Source organism: Silvania sp. (genome assembly GCF_051656365.1).
Lineage (GTDB): Bacteria > Pseudomonadota > Gammaproteobacteria > Enterobacterales > Enterobacteriaceae > Enterobacter > Enterobacter hatchlandensis.
Genome location: NZ_JBOGBT010000017.1, coordinates 19607 through 35853, shown reverse-complemented (window position 1 = coordinate 35853; position 16247 = coordinate 19607). Strand labels below are relative to the sequence as shown.

14 protein-coding genes and 1 pseudogene are annotated in these 16247 nt (G+C 55.2%); 4 read left to right on the top strand and 11 right to left on the bottom strand.

The window, feature by feature from the left end:
* Positions 1-3 precede the first annotated feature (3 nt).
* The 8 genes and pseudogenes from ACRDD5_RS02955 to ACRDD5_RS02920 all read right to left on the bottom strand — a co-directional run bounded on the left by ACRDD5_RS02955 (position 4) and on the right by ACRDD5_RS02920 (position 9128).
* Entirely contained in the window at positions 4-777 is a 774-nt protein-coding gene (locus tag ACRDD5_RS02955) for an SDR family oxidoreductase (RefSeq protein WP_438675869.1), read from the bottom strand.
* A 244-nt stretch (positions 778-1021) separates the two neighbouring features.
* Positions 1022-2416, bottom strand: coding sequence for a glycoside hydrolase family 1 protein (locus ACRDD5_RS02950; protein ID WP_438675868.1), 1395 nt, complete (start codon positions 2414-2416; stop codon positions 1022-1024).
* A 12-nt stretch (positions 2417-2428) separates the two neighbouring features.
* Positions 2429-4399: pseudogene (bglF, locus tag ACRDD5_RS02945) on the bottom strand (PTS beta-glucoside transporter subunit IIABC).
* A gap of 26 nt (positions 4400-4425) precedes the next feature.
* Positions 4426-5259: a BglG family transcription antiterminator LicT gene (licT, locus tag ACRDD5_RS02940; protein WP_271282742.1), complete on the bottom strand. Its 834-nt coding sequence runs from the start codon at positions 5257-5259 to the stop codon at positions 4426-4428.
* 159 nt (positions 5260-5418) lie between these two features.
* Positions 5419-6708, bottom strand: a complete 1290-nt coding sequence (locus ACRDD5_RS02935) for a carbohydrate porin (RefSeq protein ID WP_418939609.1) — start codon at positions 6706-6708, stop codon at positions 5419-5421.
* Between the two features lie 421 nt (positions 6709-7129).
* Positions 7130-8062 (bottom strand): tRNA dihydrouridine(16) synthase DusC, encoded by a 933-nt coding sequence (gene dusC, locus ACRDD5_RS02930; protein WP_271282744.1) that lies wholly within the window; start codon positions 8060-8062, stop codon positions 7130-7132.
* An 87-nt stretch (positions 8063-8149) separates the two neighbouring features.
* Complete coding sequence (gene map / locus ACRDD5_RS02925) at positions 8150-8929, bottom strand: type I methionyl aminopeptidase (RefSeq protein ID WP_271282745.1); 780 nt, start codon at positions 8927-8929, stop codon at positions 8150-8152.
* Complete coding sequence (locus ACRDD5_RS02920; protein WP_032612583.1) at positions 8910-9128, bottom strand: ParD-like family protein; 219 nt, start codon at positions 9126-9128, stop codon at positions 8910-8912. The genes map and ACRDD5_RS02920 overlap by 20 nt, the downstream gene beginning before the upstream one ends.
* Positions 9129-9316: 188 nt before the next feature.
* Here ACRDD5_RS02920 and ACRDD5_RS02915 point away from each other — a divergent pair, with 188 nt between their 5' ends.
* From ACRDD5_RS02915 to sanA, 4 genes are all read left to right on the top strand, one after another.
* The gene (locus ACRDD5_RS02915; RefSeq protein WP_271282746.1) at positions 9317-9715 is read left to right on the top strand and encodes a CidA/LrgA family protein; all 399 of its coding nucleotides are present in this window, start codon (positions 9317-9319) and stop codon (positions 9713-9715) included.
* Complete coding sequence (locus ACRDD5_RS02910) at positions 9712-10407, top strand: CidB/LrgB family autolysis modulator (protein WP_271282747.1); 696 nt, start codon at positions 9712-9714, stop codon at positions 10405-10407. Before ACRDD5_RS02915 ends, ACRDD5_RS02910 begins: the two co-directional genes overlap by 4 nt.
* 128 nt (positions 10408-10535) lie before the next feature.
* Positions 10536-11420 (top strand): cytidine deaminase, encoded by an 885-nt coding sequence (gene cdd, locus ACRDD5_RS02905; protein WP_438675867.1) that lies wholly within the window; start codon positions 10536-10538, stop codon positions 11418-11420.
* Between the two features lie 127 nt (positions 11421-11547).
* The gene (gene sanA, locus ACRDD5_RS02900) at positions 11548-12255 is read left to right on the top strand and encodes an outer membrane permeability protein SanA (RefSeq protein ID WP_438675866.1); all 708 of its coding nucleotides are present in this window, start codon (positions 11548-11550) and stop codon (positions 12253-12255) included.
* A 223-nt stretch (positions 12256-12478) separates the two neighbouring features.
* On the opposite strand, the gene mglC is transcribed toward sanA, so the two are convergent.
* From mglC to mglB, 3 genes are all read right to left on the bottom strand, one after another.
* Entirely contained in the window at positions 12479-13489 is a 1011-nt protein-coding gene (mglC, locus tag ACRDD5_RS02895; RefSeq protein WP_438675865.1) for a galactose/methyl galactoside ABC transporter permease MglC, read from the bottom strand.
* Positions 13490-13504: 15 nt separating this feature from the next.
* Positions 13505-15025, bottom strand: coding sequence for a galactose/methyl galactoside ABC transporter ATP-binding protein MglA (gene mglA / locus ACRDD5_RS02890; RefSeq protein WP_271282753.1), 1521 nt, complete (start codon positions 15023-15025; stop codon positions 13505-13507).
* Between the two features lie 72 nt (positions 15026-15097).
* Complete coding sequence (gene mglB / locus ACRDD5_RS02885; RefSeq protein WP_438675864.1) at positions 15098-16096, bottom strand: galactose/glucose ABC transporter substrate-binding protein MglB; 999 nt, start codon at positions 16094-16096, stop codon at positions 15098-15100.
* Positions 16097-16247: the final 151 nt, after the last annotated feature.

The window sequence follows — 16247 nt, the reverse complement described above, 5'->3', positions numbered from 1 at the left end:
GGCTTATTCGGCAGGCTTAAACTGCGGATTGGCCTGCATAAACCCGCCGTCGACGATAAACGACTGCCCGGTGGTGTAGCTGGCGTCGCTGTCGCACAGCCAGGCCACCAGGCTGGCAATCTCTTTGGTGTACCCCGGCCGGGCCAGCGGAATATTGGGCATCGAGCCGGGCTCAACGTCGCTTTCGTCCATGTCGTTCATCGGCGTGGCAATGGCGCCAGGCGCCACGGCATTGACCAGAATGTTGTGCTGCACCAGTTCAATCGCCATCGATTTGGTCAGGCCGCCCAGCGCATGTTTGGCGGCGGTGTAGGCGCTGGCTTCGGGCAACGGGGTATGTTCATGCACCGAGGTAATATTCACGATGCGCCCGCCCTTACCCTGCTTCACCATCTGCCGGGCGGCAATCTGCGAGCAGAGAAATGCCCCGTCCACGTCGACGGTAAAAATGGTTCGCCACGCATCATAGTCCATCTCCAGAAACGGGGCTTTGGACATCGCCCCGGCATTGTTGACCAGTACGTCAATGTGGCCAAAACGGGCGATCAGCGTGTTGATGGCCTCGGCGCCGTCCGGCAGATGGCTGAGATCCAGATGGATGGCCTCTGCCCGCTGCCCCCGCGCCTCGACCTCGCGACAGGTTTTCATCGCCCCCTCTTCGTCGGAGTGCCAGGTCACGCCAATGTCAAACCCGCGCTCCGCCAGCATCAGCGCGGTGGTTTTGCCGATCCCGGAATCGGATGCGGTGACAATTGCTACACGATGGGTTGACGCCATACTCACCTCCAGAAAGCAAACAAAGAGATAAGTATAGTTGTTGAGCAATTTCAGGTTGCTTCTCGTACCGTTGCTACACTTGTCTGTAGCCAACAGGCAAAACAAGGGAGACAGGTATGAAGATTCTACTCTGGGTGATTTTGATTATTTTCTTGATTGGTTTACTGGTGGTTACGGGCGTATTTAAGGCCATTTTCTGAAAATATTACCCGGCGGGCGCGCGGCCTGCCGGGTAACGTCGGGCTTACGCTTTCAGCGAGGCGCCACGCGTTGCAATCACTTCCTGATACCAGTAAAAGCTTTTCTTACGGCTGCGCGCCAGAGTGCCTGCGCCGCTGTCGTCGCGATCGACATAGATAAAACCGTAGCGTTTAGAGAGTTCTGCTTTGGACGCACTGACCAGGTCGATCGGCCCCCAGCTGGTGTACCCCATTACGTCAACGCCGTCGTCAATCGCCTCGCGCACCTGCACCAGATGGTCGTTGAGGTAGCTGATGCGATAATCATCCTGCACCACCCCATCGGCGTCCGGCTTGTCTTTCGCACCCAGACCGTTCTCTACAATAAACAGCGGCTTCTGATAGCGATCCCAGAGGACATTGAGCAGGTTACGCAGGCCCACCGGGTCAATCTGCCAGCCCCACTCGGAGCTTGCCAGGTGCGGGTTCGGCACCATGTTCAGAATGTTGGCGCGCGCCTGCTGGTTCAGCGCTTCGTCTGTGGTCACACAACCGGTCATGTAGTAGCTGAAGGAGATAAAGTCGATGGTCGATTTCAACGCCTCGCGATCGCCGTCGGTGATCTCCAGCTGAATGCCGTTATCGCGGAAGAAGCGCAACATGTACCCCGGATAGGCCCCGCGGCACTGTACGTCGCCGAAGAACTGCCATGCGCGGTTTTCCTGCAGGGCTTCCAGCACATCGTCCGGCTTGCAGGTCAGCGGATAGACCAGGCCACCCAGCAGCATGTTGCCGATTTTCCCCTCGGCGACGATCTCGTGGCAGGCCTTCACCGCCAACGCACTGGCCACCAGCTGATGGTGGATCGCCTGATACACTTGTGCCTTGCTGCTGGTTTCCGGCAGGCCCACGCCAGTCATCGGCGCGTGCAGAGACATGTTGATCTCGTTAAAGGTGAGCCACAGCTTCACCTTATGCTGATAGCGGGTGAAGACGGTGCGGGCATAGCGCTCAAAGAAACCAATCACCTGACGGCTGCCCCAGCCGCCGTACTGCTGCACCAGCCCCCACGGCATTTCGTAGTGCGACAGCGTCACCAGCGGGGTGATGTTGTGCGCCGCCAGTTCGTCAAACAGCTTGTCGTAAAAGGCCAGCCCCGCTTCGTTCGGCTGCTGCTCGTCACCGTTCGGGAAGATACGCGTCCAGGCAATGGAGACGCGCAGGCAGCTGAAGCCCATTTCGGCGAACAGTTTGATGTCTTCCGGGTAGCGATGGTAGAAATCGATCGCCACGTCTTTGATGCCGCTGTCACCGGCGACGCGCTCAACGACCTGGCCAAACACGCCCTGCGGCTGAACGTCAGAGGTGGACAGGCCTTTGCCATCTTCCAGATAAGCGCCTTCTACCTGATTCGCGGCAACCGCGCCGCCCCACAAGAAATCATTTGGGAAAGTTTTCATTAGGTTCTCCTGTTATTGATGGCTGACGCAGAGTAACGGCGTGCCGGCCTGGACGGCGGTTGCCGCCACGGTCACGACATCGCGGTACTCGTCGCTGTTACTGATAATAATCGGGGTCGCCAGATCGTATCCGGCATCGATAATGGCCTGGCGGTCGAACTCCAGCAGCAGATCGCCCGGCTGAACTTTGTCACCCACCTTGACGTGGGCGGTGAACGGCTTGCCGTCGAGCTTCACGGTGTCGATCCCGACGTGGATCAGGACTTCAATGCCGCTGTCGCTCAGCAGGCCGATGGCATGTTTAGTGGCGAACAGCGAGGCCACTTCTCCGGCAAAGGGCGCAATCACCTTGTTGTCCGAGGGAATAATCGCCGCACCGTTGCCGAGCAGGCCGCTGGCAAAGGTCGCATCGGGAACCTGATCGAGGGCCAGTACGGTACCGGTCATCGGTGACAGAACATCGTTTTCACCCACGGTTACCGCTACCGGCGTGGCTTCTGCCGCACGGCCCGGCATGCCAGCGACCAGCGTCATTACGCAGCTCAGCACCAGCGCCACCAGGGTACCGAAAATACCGCCCCACAGCGTGGCATCCACCCCGCCCGGCGGGATCATCTGCGCCACGGTAAAGATGTTGGCAAAGCCGAAGGAGTAGACGTGCGTGTCGCTGAAGCCAACAATCGCCCCGCCAATGGCCCCTGCCACGCAGCCGAAGATAAACGGACGGCGCAGCGGCAGGTTCACGCCGTACACCGCCGGTTCGGTGATACCAAAGATCCCCGCCGTGACCGAGGAGCCCGCCAGCATTTTCTGACGCGCATCGCGGCTGCGCAGGAATACGCCCAGCGCGGCCCCGACCTGGCCAAACACCGCAGGCAGCAGCATCGGCAGCATTGAGTCATGACCCAGCACCGCAAGGTTGTTGATCATCAGCGGCACCAACCCCCAGTGCAGGCCAAAGATCACGCACACCTGCCACAGGGCCCCCATCGCCGCACCCGCCAGCCACGGAGCCAGCACATAAATCCACTGATAACCGTTCGCCAGCAGCTGGCTCAGCCAGGTGGCGATCGGGCCAATCACCAGGAAGGTGAGCGGCACGGTGACGGCTAAACAGATAAGCGGAGTGAAGAAGTTTTTCATCGACGACGGCAGGCGCTTCGCGCTCTGCTTCTCCAGCCAGCAGCTGACCCATGCGGCAAGGATTATCGGGATCACCGACGAGCTGTAGTTAAACCAGGTGACCGGAATGCCGAGGAAGGCATCTCCCACCGCGCCCGCCTGCTGGCTGGCCTCGAAAGCCTGGATCATCGCCGGATGGATCAGCGCTCCGCCAATCACCATGGTGATAAACGGATTGCCGCCAAACTTTTTACCGGCGGTGTAGCCCAGCACCATCGGGAAGAAGAAGAACAGCGCATCACTGGCGGCAAACCAGATTTTGTAGGTGCCGCTGTCGGTACTTAACCAGCCGCAGACCACTGCCAGCGCCAGCAGCCCTTTCAGGATCCCCGAGGCCGCCAGGATGCCGATAAACGGCGTAAAAATTCCGGAAACAATGTCGATTAAGCGCCCGAAGAGGCTGCCTTTATCGCCGGTATCGTCGGCAACGGGGGCGTCATCGCTGAGGCCCGCTTCGCCGCGCACCGCCTGCCAGACGTCGTGCACGTGGTTGCCAATCACCACCTGGAATTGACCGCCGCTTTCGACCACCATGATCACACCAGGATTGGTCTTGAGTCCTTCGGCGTCTGCTTTTTGGTTCTCTTTCAATTTAAAGCGCAGTCGGGTGGCGCAATGAACCAGACTGACGATGTTCTCTTTGCCGCCCACGTGGCCGAGAATATCTTTCGCCAATGCTTGATATTCCATCTCGATTTCCTTCTTCACTGCCCGCAGGCAGGGTTTGACTGAGTCGTAAAAATAAAAAAACCCGAGAACAGCGCCCTTTCGGGTGCCGCGCTCAGGTTTTGCCTGCGTTATGCAGTAACAATCCAGATTATTGAGGCTTAACGCCCCTCTTTTCTCACTCGTTCGATATGAATGGCGAGGAACATAATTTCTTCGGTCGTCAGCTCACGCTGATAGCTTTTTTGCAGATGCTGCGCGATTTTCTCTGCGCATTTCCACGCTTTCGCGTAGTTGTCTTTCACCGCCGTGTGCAGCGAGACGTCGTCGTCTTCCACCACCGTGCGGGTCAGCATCCGCTGGGCAAAAAACTTCAGATGGGTGACAAAGCGCTGATAGCTCAGAGACTCTTCGTCATACTCCAGCTGAAGCTGATACTTCACCAGCTGCAGGATCTCCTGCATCACGCGGGTGACGTGCATCACTTCCGGCATTTCGCTGTTCAGTTGGGCGGTGACCAGATGCAGCGCGATAAACCCGGCTTCATCTTCGGCTAGCTCCACCTCCAGCCGTTTGGCGATAATGGCCCGGGCTTCCTGGCCCAGCTCAAACTCTTTCGGGTAGAGACGTTTGATATCCCACAGCAGCACGTTCTTGATCGCCAGCCCCTTTTTCTGCCGCTCAATCGCAAAGTAGCAGTGGTCGGTTAAGGTGATGTACAAACTCTCCTGCAATTTCCCCAGTCGCTGCGCTGCCAGCCCGATAATGCGGTCGCAGGTGGTCATCACTTCGAGGGGAATTTGACTGAGTAACTCCCCCAGGCGATGCACCAGTTCGTTGCTTTTCAGCGCGAACACTTTTTCTACTTTGTCTTTATCCAGACGCTCACCGACGCGCTTCTGAAAGGCCAGCCCACGGCCCATCACTACCTGCTCGCACCCGTGCTCATCCTGAACAACCACCACGTTATTATTAAGAATTTTGGCGATTATCATCGGAACCCCAGAAACAAAAAAACCTGACCCCCGGTGTTAGCCAGAAATCAGGTTTTGCCTGCCGCAGCAGTAACAATCCAGTTCTGGCACTCTATCACTTTCATTCGCAGCCTCAACGTATCACCGATGAAAACGTGATACAGATCGCTGTTCAGCCGGTCAAAAGGTCACAACGGTCTTCAGTTCAGTTACCCACGCGTCCTGGGTTTTCGCCACGCCGCCTGGATGGTGCCAGTACTGGATGCCAGGCTGCAGTTCGAGCCACTTCACCGGGCGGAAGCGGTAATAGAACTCACCGTTCAGGGAGTGCCCCGGCACCGGATGGTAGGCCGGATTGTTGTAGTCGGTGATGCCGCTCAGGGTATTCATATAGCGCTGGTTGCGGGCGTACTGGTCACTCATGTCGATCCACGTCAGACCAAAGCCAATCCAGTCTTGCGGACGAGCGTCGAACAGGCCGCGATAGCGCAGCGAGCCCGCGTACACCGAGTGCATGTAGTTGCTGCGCTGATCCGAAAGACTCATGCTGAAAGAGCTGCTCAGACCACGGTTCGGATCGTCCTGATGGCGGGTCAGCTGCTGATTAAACCCGGCGTACATAAACCAGGTGTCATCGTGATCGGCATAGCCATTCGGATCGCTGGCCCCCGCCCCACCGGATTTGCCTTTGTACAGATCGCGCTGCGGCGCGTTGGTGTAAAGCACGCCAAGGTTGTAGGCCCCCGGCAGACCGTTAATCTGCGGACGCGCTTCAATCTCCAGCGGCAGCAGCACCCCTTTGCTGCCCTTCGTCGACCAGCTCCAGGCGTGATTGCGGCTGGAGGCATCCGGGTTTTGCTCCATCACCCCACCCTTGAGGGTAACGGTTGGCGTGATGCTGTACGCCAGGGTGGTACCCCAGGTGTGGACGTTCCAGTTGTTCCAGGTCAGCGAGTTCGCCGATTTACCGCCGCACTGGGAGAGCATCTGGAAGTCGCAGGGGATAATCTGATCGAAGGTTTGCACCTTGTTCATCATCCCGATCCGCCAGGTCAGGCGGCGATCGTCAAAGCTACGGGCAAAGGTCAACCAGCCCAGGCGGGTGATGGACTGTCCGCCCCAGCTCTCCTGGGTCAGGTCGTTGAAGTTGACCCGCGGATCCTGCACGCGCCGGGTGGTGAGATCGTCGTTGTGGTTACGGTTGACGATATTGCCTTCGATACGCGCATCGGGAATGCCGGTCCAGCGCTCCAGATCCTGGTTGAAGGTCAGCGCAAACTGGTCGATATAGGCCACACGCGGATCGTGGTTGTATCCCCCACCGCCGTTCCATGCGATCTCGTTCAGGTAGCCGAGGTTATAGGTGAAACCGTTGTCGCTGAGGATGTGGCGGATACCAAGCATCTCGCCCAGAATCGGGTCCGGCGGCGCTTCGAAGCCAAGCACCGTGCCATTCCACTCCTGCGCCATCGCCAGCGGGGAAGAGACCAATAAAGCCAGCGCGCAGACTGTTAAACGGGTGTGTTTTTGTGCCATCATATAAACCTGTGATTGAGTATTTAAGACGTAACCGGTCGCAGGCAATTTATATATTGCCCGTCGCATTTCTTTATTTCAGGTAATAGTTTTCCCTGCGGCATTTAATAGCCACAAAAAGGGATGGAAATATCAGCCAGTATTCAGCGTTACGGCAATGTTTTCTCCTGTGCGAATAACAGGCAAAAAAAAACCTAAGCGCTCCACAGCGGATGAGGCCGTGGAGCGCTTAGGTTTTGCCTGGTAACCAGTAACAACCCTGCGTAATAAAACCCGGGCACCTTAACACCATCGCGCCCGGTTGCAAACCGTGAATGCTTTATAACTTAAAAAAGTGTGAGCGGTTTAACGCTTATTATTTTGACTGGATCACCCGCGCAATATCTGCCGATGTCTGCAGCGTGCGGATCTCCTGAAATAATCCCAGCGCCTCGTCGTACTCTTTGCGCAAATAACTCAGCCATTGCTTGATGCGGGCAACATGATATAACCCGGTATCGCCCTGTTTTTCGAGTCGGGAATACTTTTTCAGCAATGTCACCACTTCCGGCCACGGCATGCGCGGCTCGTTGTACTTAATCACCCGGCTGAGGTTGGGCACGTTTAGCGCCCCGCGGCCAATCATCACGGCATCGCAGCCGGTCTGTGCCATACAGGCCAGCGCGCTCTCGCGATCCCAGATTTCACCGTTCGCCACTACCGGAATGGTCAACCGCTGGCGGATCTCGGCAATAGCCTGCCAGTTAATGCGCTCAGCTTTGTAGCCATCCTCTTTGGTGCGCCCGTGGACGACCAGCTCGCTGGCCCCCGCCTGCTGCACCGCGTCGGCAATTTCAAACTGCCGGTCGCCGCTGTCCCAGCCGAGACGGATTTTTACCGTCACCGGCAGATGGGCTGGCACCGCCTCGCGCATCGCTTTGGCACCGCGATAGATAAGCTCCGGATCTTTCAACAGCGTGGCGCCGCCGCCGCTGCCGTTGACCATTTTCGACGGGCAGCCGCAGTTAAGATCCACGCCCCAGGAGCCGAGCTCAACCGCACGGGCGGCGTTTTCCGCCAGCCACTCGGGATATTGCCCCAGCAGTTGAATGCGCACCAGGGTGCCGGAAGAGGTACGGCTCTGGCGATGCAGCTCCGGGCAGAGCCTGTAAAACGATTTTACCGGCAACAACATATCCACCACCCGTAAAAACTCGGTGATGCAGTGGTCATAATCGTTAACGTCGGTCAGCAGCTCACGCACCAGCGAATCGAGCACACCTTCCATCGGTGCCAGTAATACACGCATATCAGTACCCGTAAAAAAAGACGCGCTATAGTAGCCGCAACCGCGAAGGGTGGGAAGCCTCAGTATCAGGGGAAAACGCGGGGCGGCTTAATCCGGTATCGTCTCTTCGGGACGCAGCGTCAGCACCTCAAAACCGTCCTCCGTCACGGCGATGGTATGCTCCCATTGCGCAGAGAGCTTTTTGTCACGGGTAACGACCGTCCAGCCGTCTTTTTTGGTTTTGATGCGGCTGTCACCCTGATTGATCATCGGTTCGATGGTGAAGACCATCCCCGCCTGCAGCACCGTGCCTTCGCCTGCTTTACCGTAATGCATCACCTGCGGCTCTTCATGCATCTCTTTGCCAATACCGTGCCCGCAATATTCCCTCACCACGCTGTAGCCCTCGCTTTCAACGTAGGACTGAATGGCATGGCCGATATCGCCAAGCGTCGCACCCGGTTTGACGGCCTTGATCCCTCTCCACATTCCTTCATAGGTTTTGTTCACCAGCCTGCGGGCCAACGGTGAAACATCGCCAATGAGGTACATTTTACTGGAGTCGGCAATCATGCCCGCTTTTTCGAGGGTAATGTCGACGTTAACGATGGCACCCGATTTGAGCTGTTCAGACGCCTTCGGAATACCGTGGCACACCACCTCATTGACCGAGGTGTTCAGCACGTAGGGGTAGTCATACTGCCCTTTGCTGGCGGGACGAGACTGAAGCTGGTCAACGATAAACGCCTCCGCGCGAGTGTTGATCTCCATGGTGGTTACGCCAGGCTTAATAAACGCGTCCAGCATGGTGAATACAGAAGCCAGCAGCTCCCCGGCATGACGCTGACGGGCCAGCTCATCCGCCGTTTTAATGAGAATTGATGGCATTGATCACCTCCAGTAAGCGGTCGGAGCCGGATTTCAGCATCATCATCTTTATTTGTTGATGGTTAAGGTCAGGATAGAGTTCGCTCATCATGCCGAGACGGATCCAGTACTCCGCCTGCGCGTTGACCGAACGTGACATGGCTTTGCTGGCATCACGAATGTCGTCATGCAGCAGATCGGAGATTTTTACGATGCCCATATATATGTTCCATAACAATTCATATATGAATCGTATATTGATAGCGCAGCATTGTCACCCCCCTTGTTTGGGGAAATGCCCAACGTTCCAGAAAGTAATGTCTGGTATGCTCAAAAGTCATGATGTGATCCGTAGCACGGTTTCAATTTTAATTGTATGATGAATGCGTTTCATCAAGGGCTTTCACTATGAAAAAATCACTGATGGTCGTCTGGCAATATCTGCGCGCGTTCGTCCTTATTTATGCCTGCCTGTACGCAGGTATTTTTCTCGCCTCGCTGCTGCCGATTACCATTCCCGGCAGTATTATCGGCATGCTGATCCTGTTTGTACTGCTCGCGCTGCAAATACTGCCGGCAGAGTGGGTCAAGCCCGGCTGCTCAGTGCTTATCCGTTATATGGCGCTGCTGTTCGTTCCTATCGGCGTGGGGGTGATGCAGTATTACGATCTGCTGAGCGCCCAGTTTGGCCCGATATTTGTTTCCTGCACCATCAGTACGCTGGTGGTGTTTTTAGTGGTGAGCTGGAGCACGCATCTGGCGCACGGGGAGCGTAACGTGGTTGGACAGAAAGGACAGAAAAAATGATGGCCAATATCTGGTGGTCGCTGCCGCTCACCGTCGCGGTATTCTTTGCCGCCCGCAAACTGGCGGTGCGCCTGAAGTTCCCGCTGCTTAACCCGCTACTGGTGGCGATGGTGGTCATTATCCCTTTCCTGCTGCTGACCGGCATTCCTTACGCGAAGTATTTCCAGGGCAGCAAGGTGCTGAATGATTTGCTCCAGCCTGCGGTCGTCGCGCTGGCGTTTCCGCTCTATGAGCAACTGCATCAGATCCGCGCCCGCTGGAAATCGATCATCACGATCTGTCTGGCCGGTAGCGTGGTGGCGATGATTACCGGGACTTCGGTGGCGCTGCTGCTGGGCGCGACGCCGGAAATCGCAGCCTCTATCTTACCTAAATCGGTCACCACCCCTATCGCGATGGCAGTGGGTGGTAGCCTCGGCGGCATCCCGGCAATCAGCGCCGTGTGCGTGATTTACGTCGGTATTCTCGGCGCGGTTTTAGGCCACACGCTGCTGAACGCGATGCGCATTCGTACCAAATCAGCCCGCGGTCTGGCGATGGGTACAGCCTCGCACGCCCTCGGTACCGCCCGCTGCGCCGAGCTTGATTATCAGGAAGGCGCCTTTAGCTCGCTGGCGCTGGTAATTTGCGGGATCATGACCTCGCTTATCGCCCCGTTCCTGTTCCCGATTATTCTGGCGGTCGTGGGCTAAAATTTGCGACGCGTCGCGCAATTTTCATTTGAGTTTCATAAGTTGCACACATAATGAGATCAAGATCACATATAAAGCCTTAACGGCTCCGTACACTACTGATCCATTAACCCTTATGAGGCAACGCCATGCATCCACGTTTTCAATCAGCTTTCGCTCAGCTTGCAGAGAATTTGCAGTCAGCCCTGGCCCCGGTTCTGGCGGATGCACACTTCCCCGCCCTGCTCACAGCTGAACAGGTTGCCGGACTGAAACGTGCCACGGATCTGGATGATGACGCGCTGGCCTTCGCCCTGCTGCCGTTGGCGGCTGCCTGCGCCCGCGCCGATCTCTCCCATTTCAACGTTGGCGCAATTGCGCGCGGCGTCAGTGGCACCTGGTACTTCGGCGGTAACATGGAGTTCCTCGGGGCGACCATGCAGCAGACCGTGCATGCCGAGCAGAGCGCCATCAGTCACGCCTGGCTGCGCGGCGAAAAAACCCTGCAGGCCATTACCGTCAACTACACCCCCTGCGGTCATTGCCGTCAGTTTATGAACGAGCTGAACAGCGGTTTGCAGCTGCGTATCAACCTGCCAGGCCGCGATCCGCACACGCTGGCCGATTACCTGCCAGACGCCTTCGGACCCAAAGATCTGGAGATTAAAACCTTGCTGATGGACGAGCAGGATCATGGCTATCCACTGACCGGCGACGAGCTGGCGCAGGCGGCAATCCAGGCAGCCAACACGTGCCATGCGCCGTACAGCAACTCGCCAAGCGGCGTGGCGCTGGAGTGCCGCGATGGTCGCATCTTTACCGGCAGCTATGCCGAGAACGCCGCCTTTAACCCGACCCTGCCACCCTTGCAGGGGGCGCTGAACCTGCTCAGCCTGAACGGCTACGACTACCCGGACATTCAGCGCGCCATACTGGCGGAAAAGGCCGATGCGCCGCTGATCCAGTGGGATGCCACCGCCGCCACGCTGCGTGCGCTGGGCTGCACCAACGTGGACCGCGTTTTGCTGGCGTAATGTTTGATGCGGGCAGCAATGCCCGCAGATCTGATGAAAATCCCTCCAGTTGAACCGCCGTTTCTTGCGCTTACCAGACGGGTAAAGTAGCCTGATTGAAATTTCATCTTAGGTATGAGTCATCTGTATGTTGAAGCGCATGTTTTACAGCCTGGTTGTCCTGATCGGCATCGTGCTGTTGACTGCATTGGCTCTTGACCGCTGGATGAGCTGGAAAACGGCTCCCTACATCTTTGATGACCTGCAGGATTTACCCTACCGCCAGGTGGGCGTGGTGCTTGGTACCGCCAAGTATTATCGCACCGGGGTGATCAATCAGTATTACCGCTACCGTATTCAGGGCGCCCTCAACGCGTATAACAGCGGCAAAGTGAATTACCTTCTGCTGAGCGGCGACAACGCGCTACAAAGTTATAATGAGCCGGTCACGATGCGGAAGGATTTGATTGCCGCGGGCGTCGATCCGGCTGATATCGTGCTCGATTACGCTGGTTTCAGAACCCTCGATTCAATCATCCGCACGCGTAAAGTGTTTGATACCAACGATTTCATCATCATCACTCAGCGCTTCCACTGCGAGCGCGCGCTGTTTATCGCCCTGCACCGGGGGATTCAGGCCCAGTGCTATGCCGTCCCTTCACCAAAAGATATGCTCACCGTCCGGGTACGTGAATTTGGCGCCCGTCTGGGCGCGCTGGCCGATCTGTATATCTTCAAACGCGAGCCGCGCTTTTTAGGCCCGCTGGTGTCGATCCCTGCGATGACCGAAGTGCCGGAAGATGCCCAGGGGTATCCGGCGGTGACGCCAGAGCAGTTGCTGGAACTGCAGAAATAGAAAACCTCAGCGAATAACTTATGCGTGATATATCACGTGTAAGTCTCCTCTCTGCTCACTGATGAGTGAGATAAGTGACATTAATGGTCTCGCGGGGATAACACGCAGCGCAGGTATATAAACAGAACCTGAGGCCTGGTCCCTGTATCAAAACGCTGATCGCTGCCCTCTTAGCATAAAAAAACCCGCTCGATATGAGCGGGTTTTGTCAGCTACAGGATGATTACTTCTTACGAGCGTACTTCAGGGAATCCAGCGCAACCGCGAAGATGATGATTCCGCCTTTAATAATGTACTGCCAGTACGGGTTCACGCCGATGTAGGTCAGACCGTAGTTGATAACGGTGAAGATGATAACACCGGTCACCACGCCCAGAACGGTACCCACACCGCCACTGAAGGACACGCCACCCACGACGCATGCGGCAATCGCATCCAGTTCATACATAAAGCCGAGGTTGTTCGTCGCCGAGCCGATACGACCCGCTTCCAGCAAGCCACCGAAGGCGTAGAACACCCCTGACAGGGCATAGATCACCAGCAGGTTCAGCGCAACGTTAACACCTGATACTTTCGCCGCTTCCGGGTTACCGCCAATAGCGAAGATGTTCTTACCGAAGCGGGTTTTGTTCCACAGTACCCAAACAAAGGCCACCGCAATCAGCGCGTAGAAGGTGATGTATGACAGGCGGAAGCTGCCCAGCGCGATAAAGCCCTGCGTAAAGGTCGAGAAGCCGCTGTCAAACCCGGAAATCGGTGATGCGCCCACGAAGTCGTAGTACAGGGAGTTGATACCGTAAACGATGATCATCGTACCCAGCGTGGTAATGAACGGAGTCACGTTCAGATACGCGATGATGATGCCGTTAACCAGACCGATGACGGCACCAATGGCGCAAACAATCAGGACCACCACGATAATCGGCATGGTCGCCATTTCCGGGAACACCTTGTTAGCGTTCTCCATCGACTGCAGTAACGTTGCCGCGACCACCGCGGCAAGACCGACCTGGCGACCGGCTGACAGGTCAGTACCCTGGGTGACAATCAGACCTGCCACGCCCAGCGCAATGATAATGCGTACAGAAGACTGAGTCAGAATGTTACTCAGGTTCAGCAGACTTAAGAACGTAGGGTCCTGGAAAATAATAATGGCCAGCAAAACTAAAAGAACAACGTAAAGACCGCCTTCTTTCAGATAAGTGAGAAAACTTTTTTGATTCAACGCACTCATGAGGAGCCCCTAATCTTAAAGGTGCAAAGACGCAAGACGCAAAATTTCGTTTTGCGTAGTCGTTTTGGTGTCAACAATTCCGGCAACGAGACCATTACTCATTACCAGAATACGGTCTGTGATCCCTAACAATTCCGGCATTTCGGAAGAAATAATAATGATCCCTTTATCTTTCTTGGCCAGCTCAGCAATCAGCTGATAAATCTCAAATTTTGCCCCTACGTCAATACCACGAGTAGGTTCATCCAGCATCAGAATTTCCGGCTGGGTTAACAGCCAGCGCCCGATAATAACCTTTTGCTGGTTACCCCCTGACAGCGAGCCAATTTGCGTACGGTGCCCTGGGGTTTTTACGCGCATCGAGTCAATAACCCACTGGGTATCGCTCTTCATACGGGAATTATCCAGCAGACCGATTTTATTTTTATAATTGTGAATATTAGAAATTAAGGAGTTAAAGTTAATATCCAGATAAGCGTAAATACCGGTCGAGCGACGCTCTTCGGTCACCAGCGCAAAGCCGTGGTTAATGGCTTCGTTGGCGTTGTGGTTATTAATTTTTTTACCGTGCAGGGTAATTGTCCCGCCGGATTTCTCACGAATACCGAACAGGGTTTCGACGATATCGGTACGTTTGGCCCCCACCAGACCGGCAATCCCGAGGATCTCGCCTTTGTGCAGGTCGAACGAAATATCGCGAATAGAAGGCTGGCGCAACGAGGTCAGGTTGCGAACTTCCAGAATCACTTCACCCGGCTTGTTCTCTTTGTGCGGGAAACGCTGGTTCAGGGAACGGCCGACCATCATGGCGATGATCTTGTCCATGTCCAGCCCTTCCAGCGGCTGAGTGGCAATCCACTGGCCGTCGCGCAGGACCGTGATTTCGTCACACAGCTGGAAGATCTCTTCCATTTTGTGTGAGATATAGACGATGCCGCATCCGCGATCCTTCAGCTTACGAATAATGGTGAACAGGTGGTTCACCTCTTTCTCCGTTAACGAAGAGGTAGGCTCATCCATAATAACGATTTTGGCGTTATAGGAAAAAGCCTTCGCGATTTCAATCATCTGCATCTGTGAAACGGATAACGTACCGACGCGGGCCCGCGGATCGATATCAATATCCAGTTCATCAAAAATAGCTTTGGTGTCGCGATACATTTTGTCCTGATCGACAAACAGGCCTTTAGTCGGATAACGACCCAGCCACATATTGTCCATCACAGAACGCTGAAGCACCAGGTTAAGTTCCTGGTGAACCATCGAAATACCATTTTCCAGTGCTTCTTTGGCAGAATGGAAATCGATCTCTTTCCCCTGAAAAACAATGCTGCCAGAATCTTTTTGATAGATCCCAAATAAGCATTTCAATAATGTTGATTTACCCGCGCCGTTCTCCCCCATCAATGCGTGAATGGAGTGAGGCCGTACTTTTAAATTAACATTATCCAGTGCTTTAACGCCGGGGAAAGACTTGTTGATACTGCTCATTTCCAACAAGTATTCACCGGACGACTGAGTATTTGTGCTGACCATAATTATACCTTATCGGCCTCGCAGATCGCGTGATAAAAGGGCGCAGAATCTGCGCCCCGGGAGTGCTAAAACTTATTTGCTGGTGAACTGCGCCAGGTTTTCTTTATCTACGCCAACGTACGGTACGCGAACAACTTTGTTCTCAATTTTCCAGTTTGTACCGTCAGCAGCGCCTTTGCCTTCTGCCAGGTTTTTCGCCAGATCGAAGGTTGCTTTCGCCTGGTTGTTCGCATCGTTCAGAACAGTACCGGCCATTGCGCCAGATTTAACCAGTGACAGCGCTTCAGGCAGGGCATCCACACCGAAGACCGGGATAGAGGATTTGTTGTGTGCTTTCAATGCTTCAATTGCACCCATTGCCATCGCATCGTTGTTGGCGATAATGACTTCGATTTTGTTCGCGTTCGGGCCGGACAGCCAGGCATCCATCTTATCTTTCGCCATCGCGGTGTCCCACATTGCGGTATCTAAAGCCAGCTGTTGGGTTTTCAGACCCTTGTCGTTCAGCTCTTTGATAACGTAAGTGGTACGGGCTTCAGCATCCGGGTGGCCCGGCTCGCCTTTCAGCAGCACGAACTGAATCTGACCGTCTTTGTTTAGATCCCAGTTCGGGTTTGCCGCCCAGTGTTTAGCAATCAGGTCGCCCTGAATAATGCCGGATTCTTTGGAGTCGGTACCCACGTAGAAGGCTTTGTCGTAGCTATCCAGCGCTTTACGGGAAGGTTCTTTGTTGAAGAACACGATTGGCACATTCTGACCACGTGCTTTATCGATAACGGTGCCAGCAGCAGCCGGGTCAACCAGGTTGATTGCCAGTGCTTTCACGCCTTTTGCCAGCAGAACGTCGATCTGGTCGTTCTGTTTGGACTGGTCGTTCTGGGAGTCATTCATCAGCAGCTGAATGCCAGATGCGTCTTTACCTTCTTTCTCAATTGCTTTACGTACAACAGACATGAAGTTGTCGTCGTATTTATAGATAGTCACACCAATACGGCTATCTGCAGCGTGCGCGGCCGCCCCAAAAAGCATACTTGCCATCACAGCAGACAGAGCCAACACCTTCTTATTCATGATATCTCCGGTTTTTATGCAGGGTAGTTTGTGTGAATAACGATCGGCAGGCAGCATGTTAATGAAACGTTAACGCCGGCCGAAGTCCACTTATAAAATTTCTATCTTCCTTGGTCGGTAACGCTCCAGAATGCGTTTTTTTGGTTGTTTC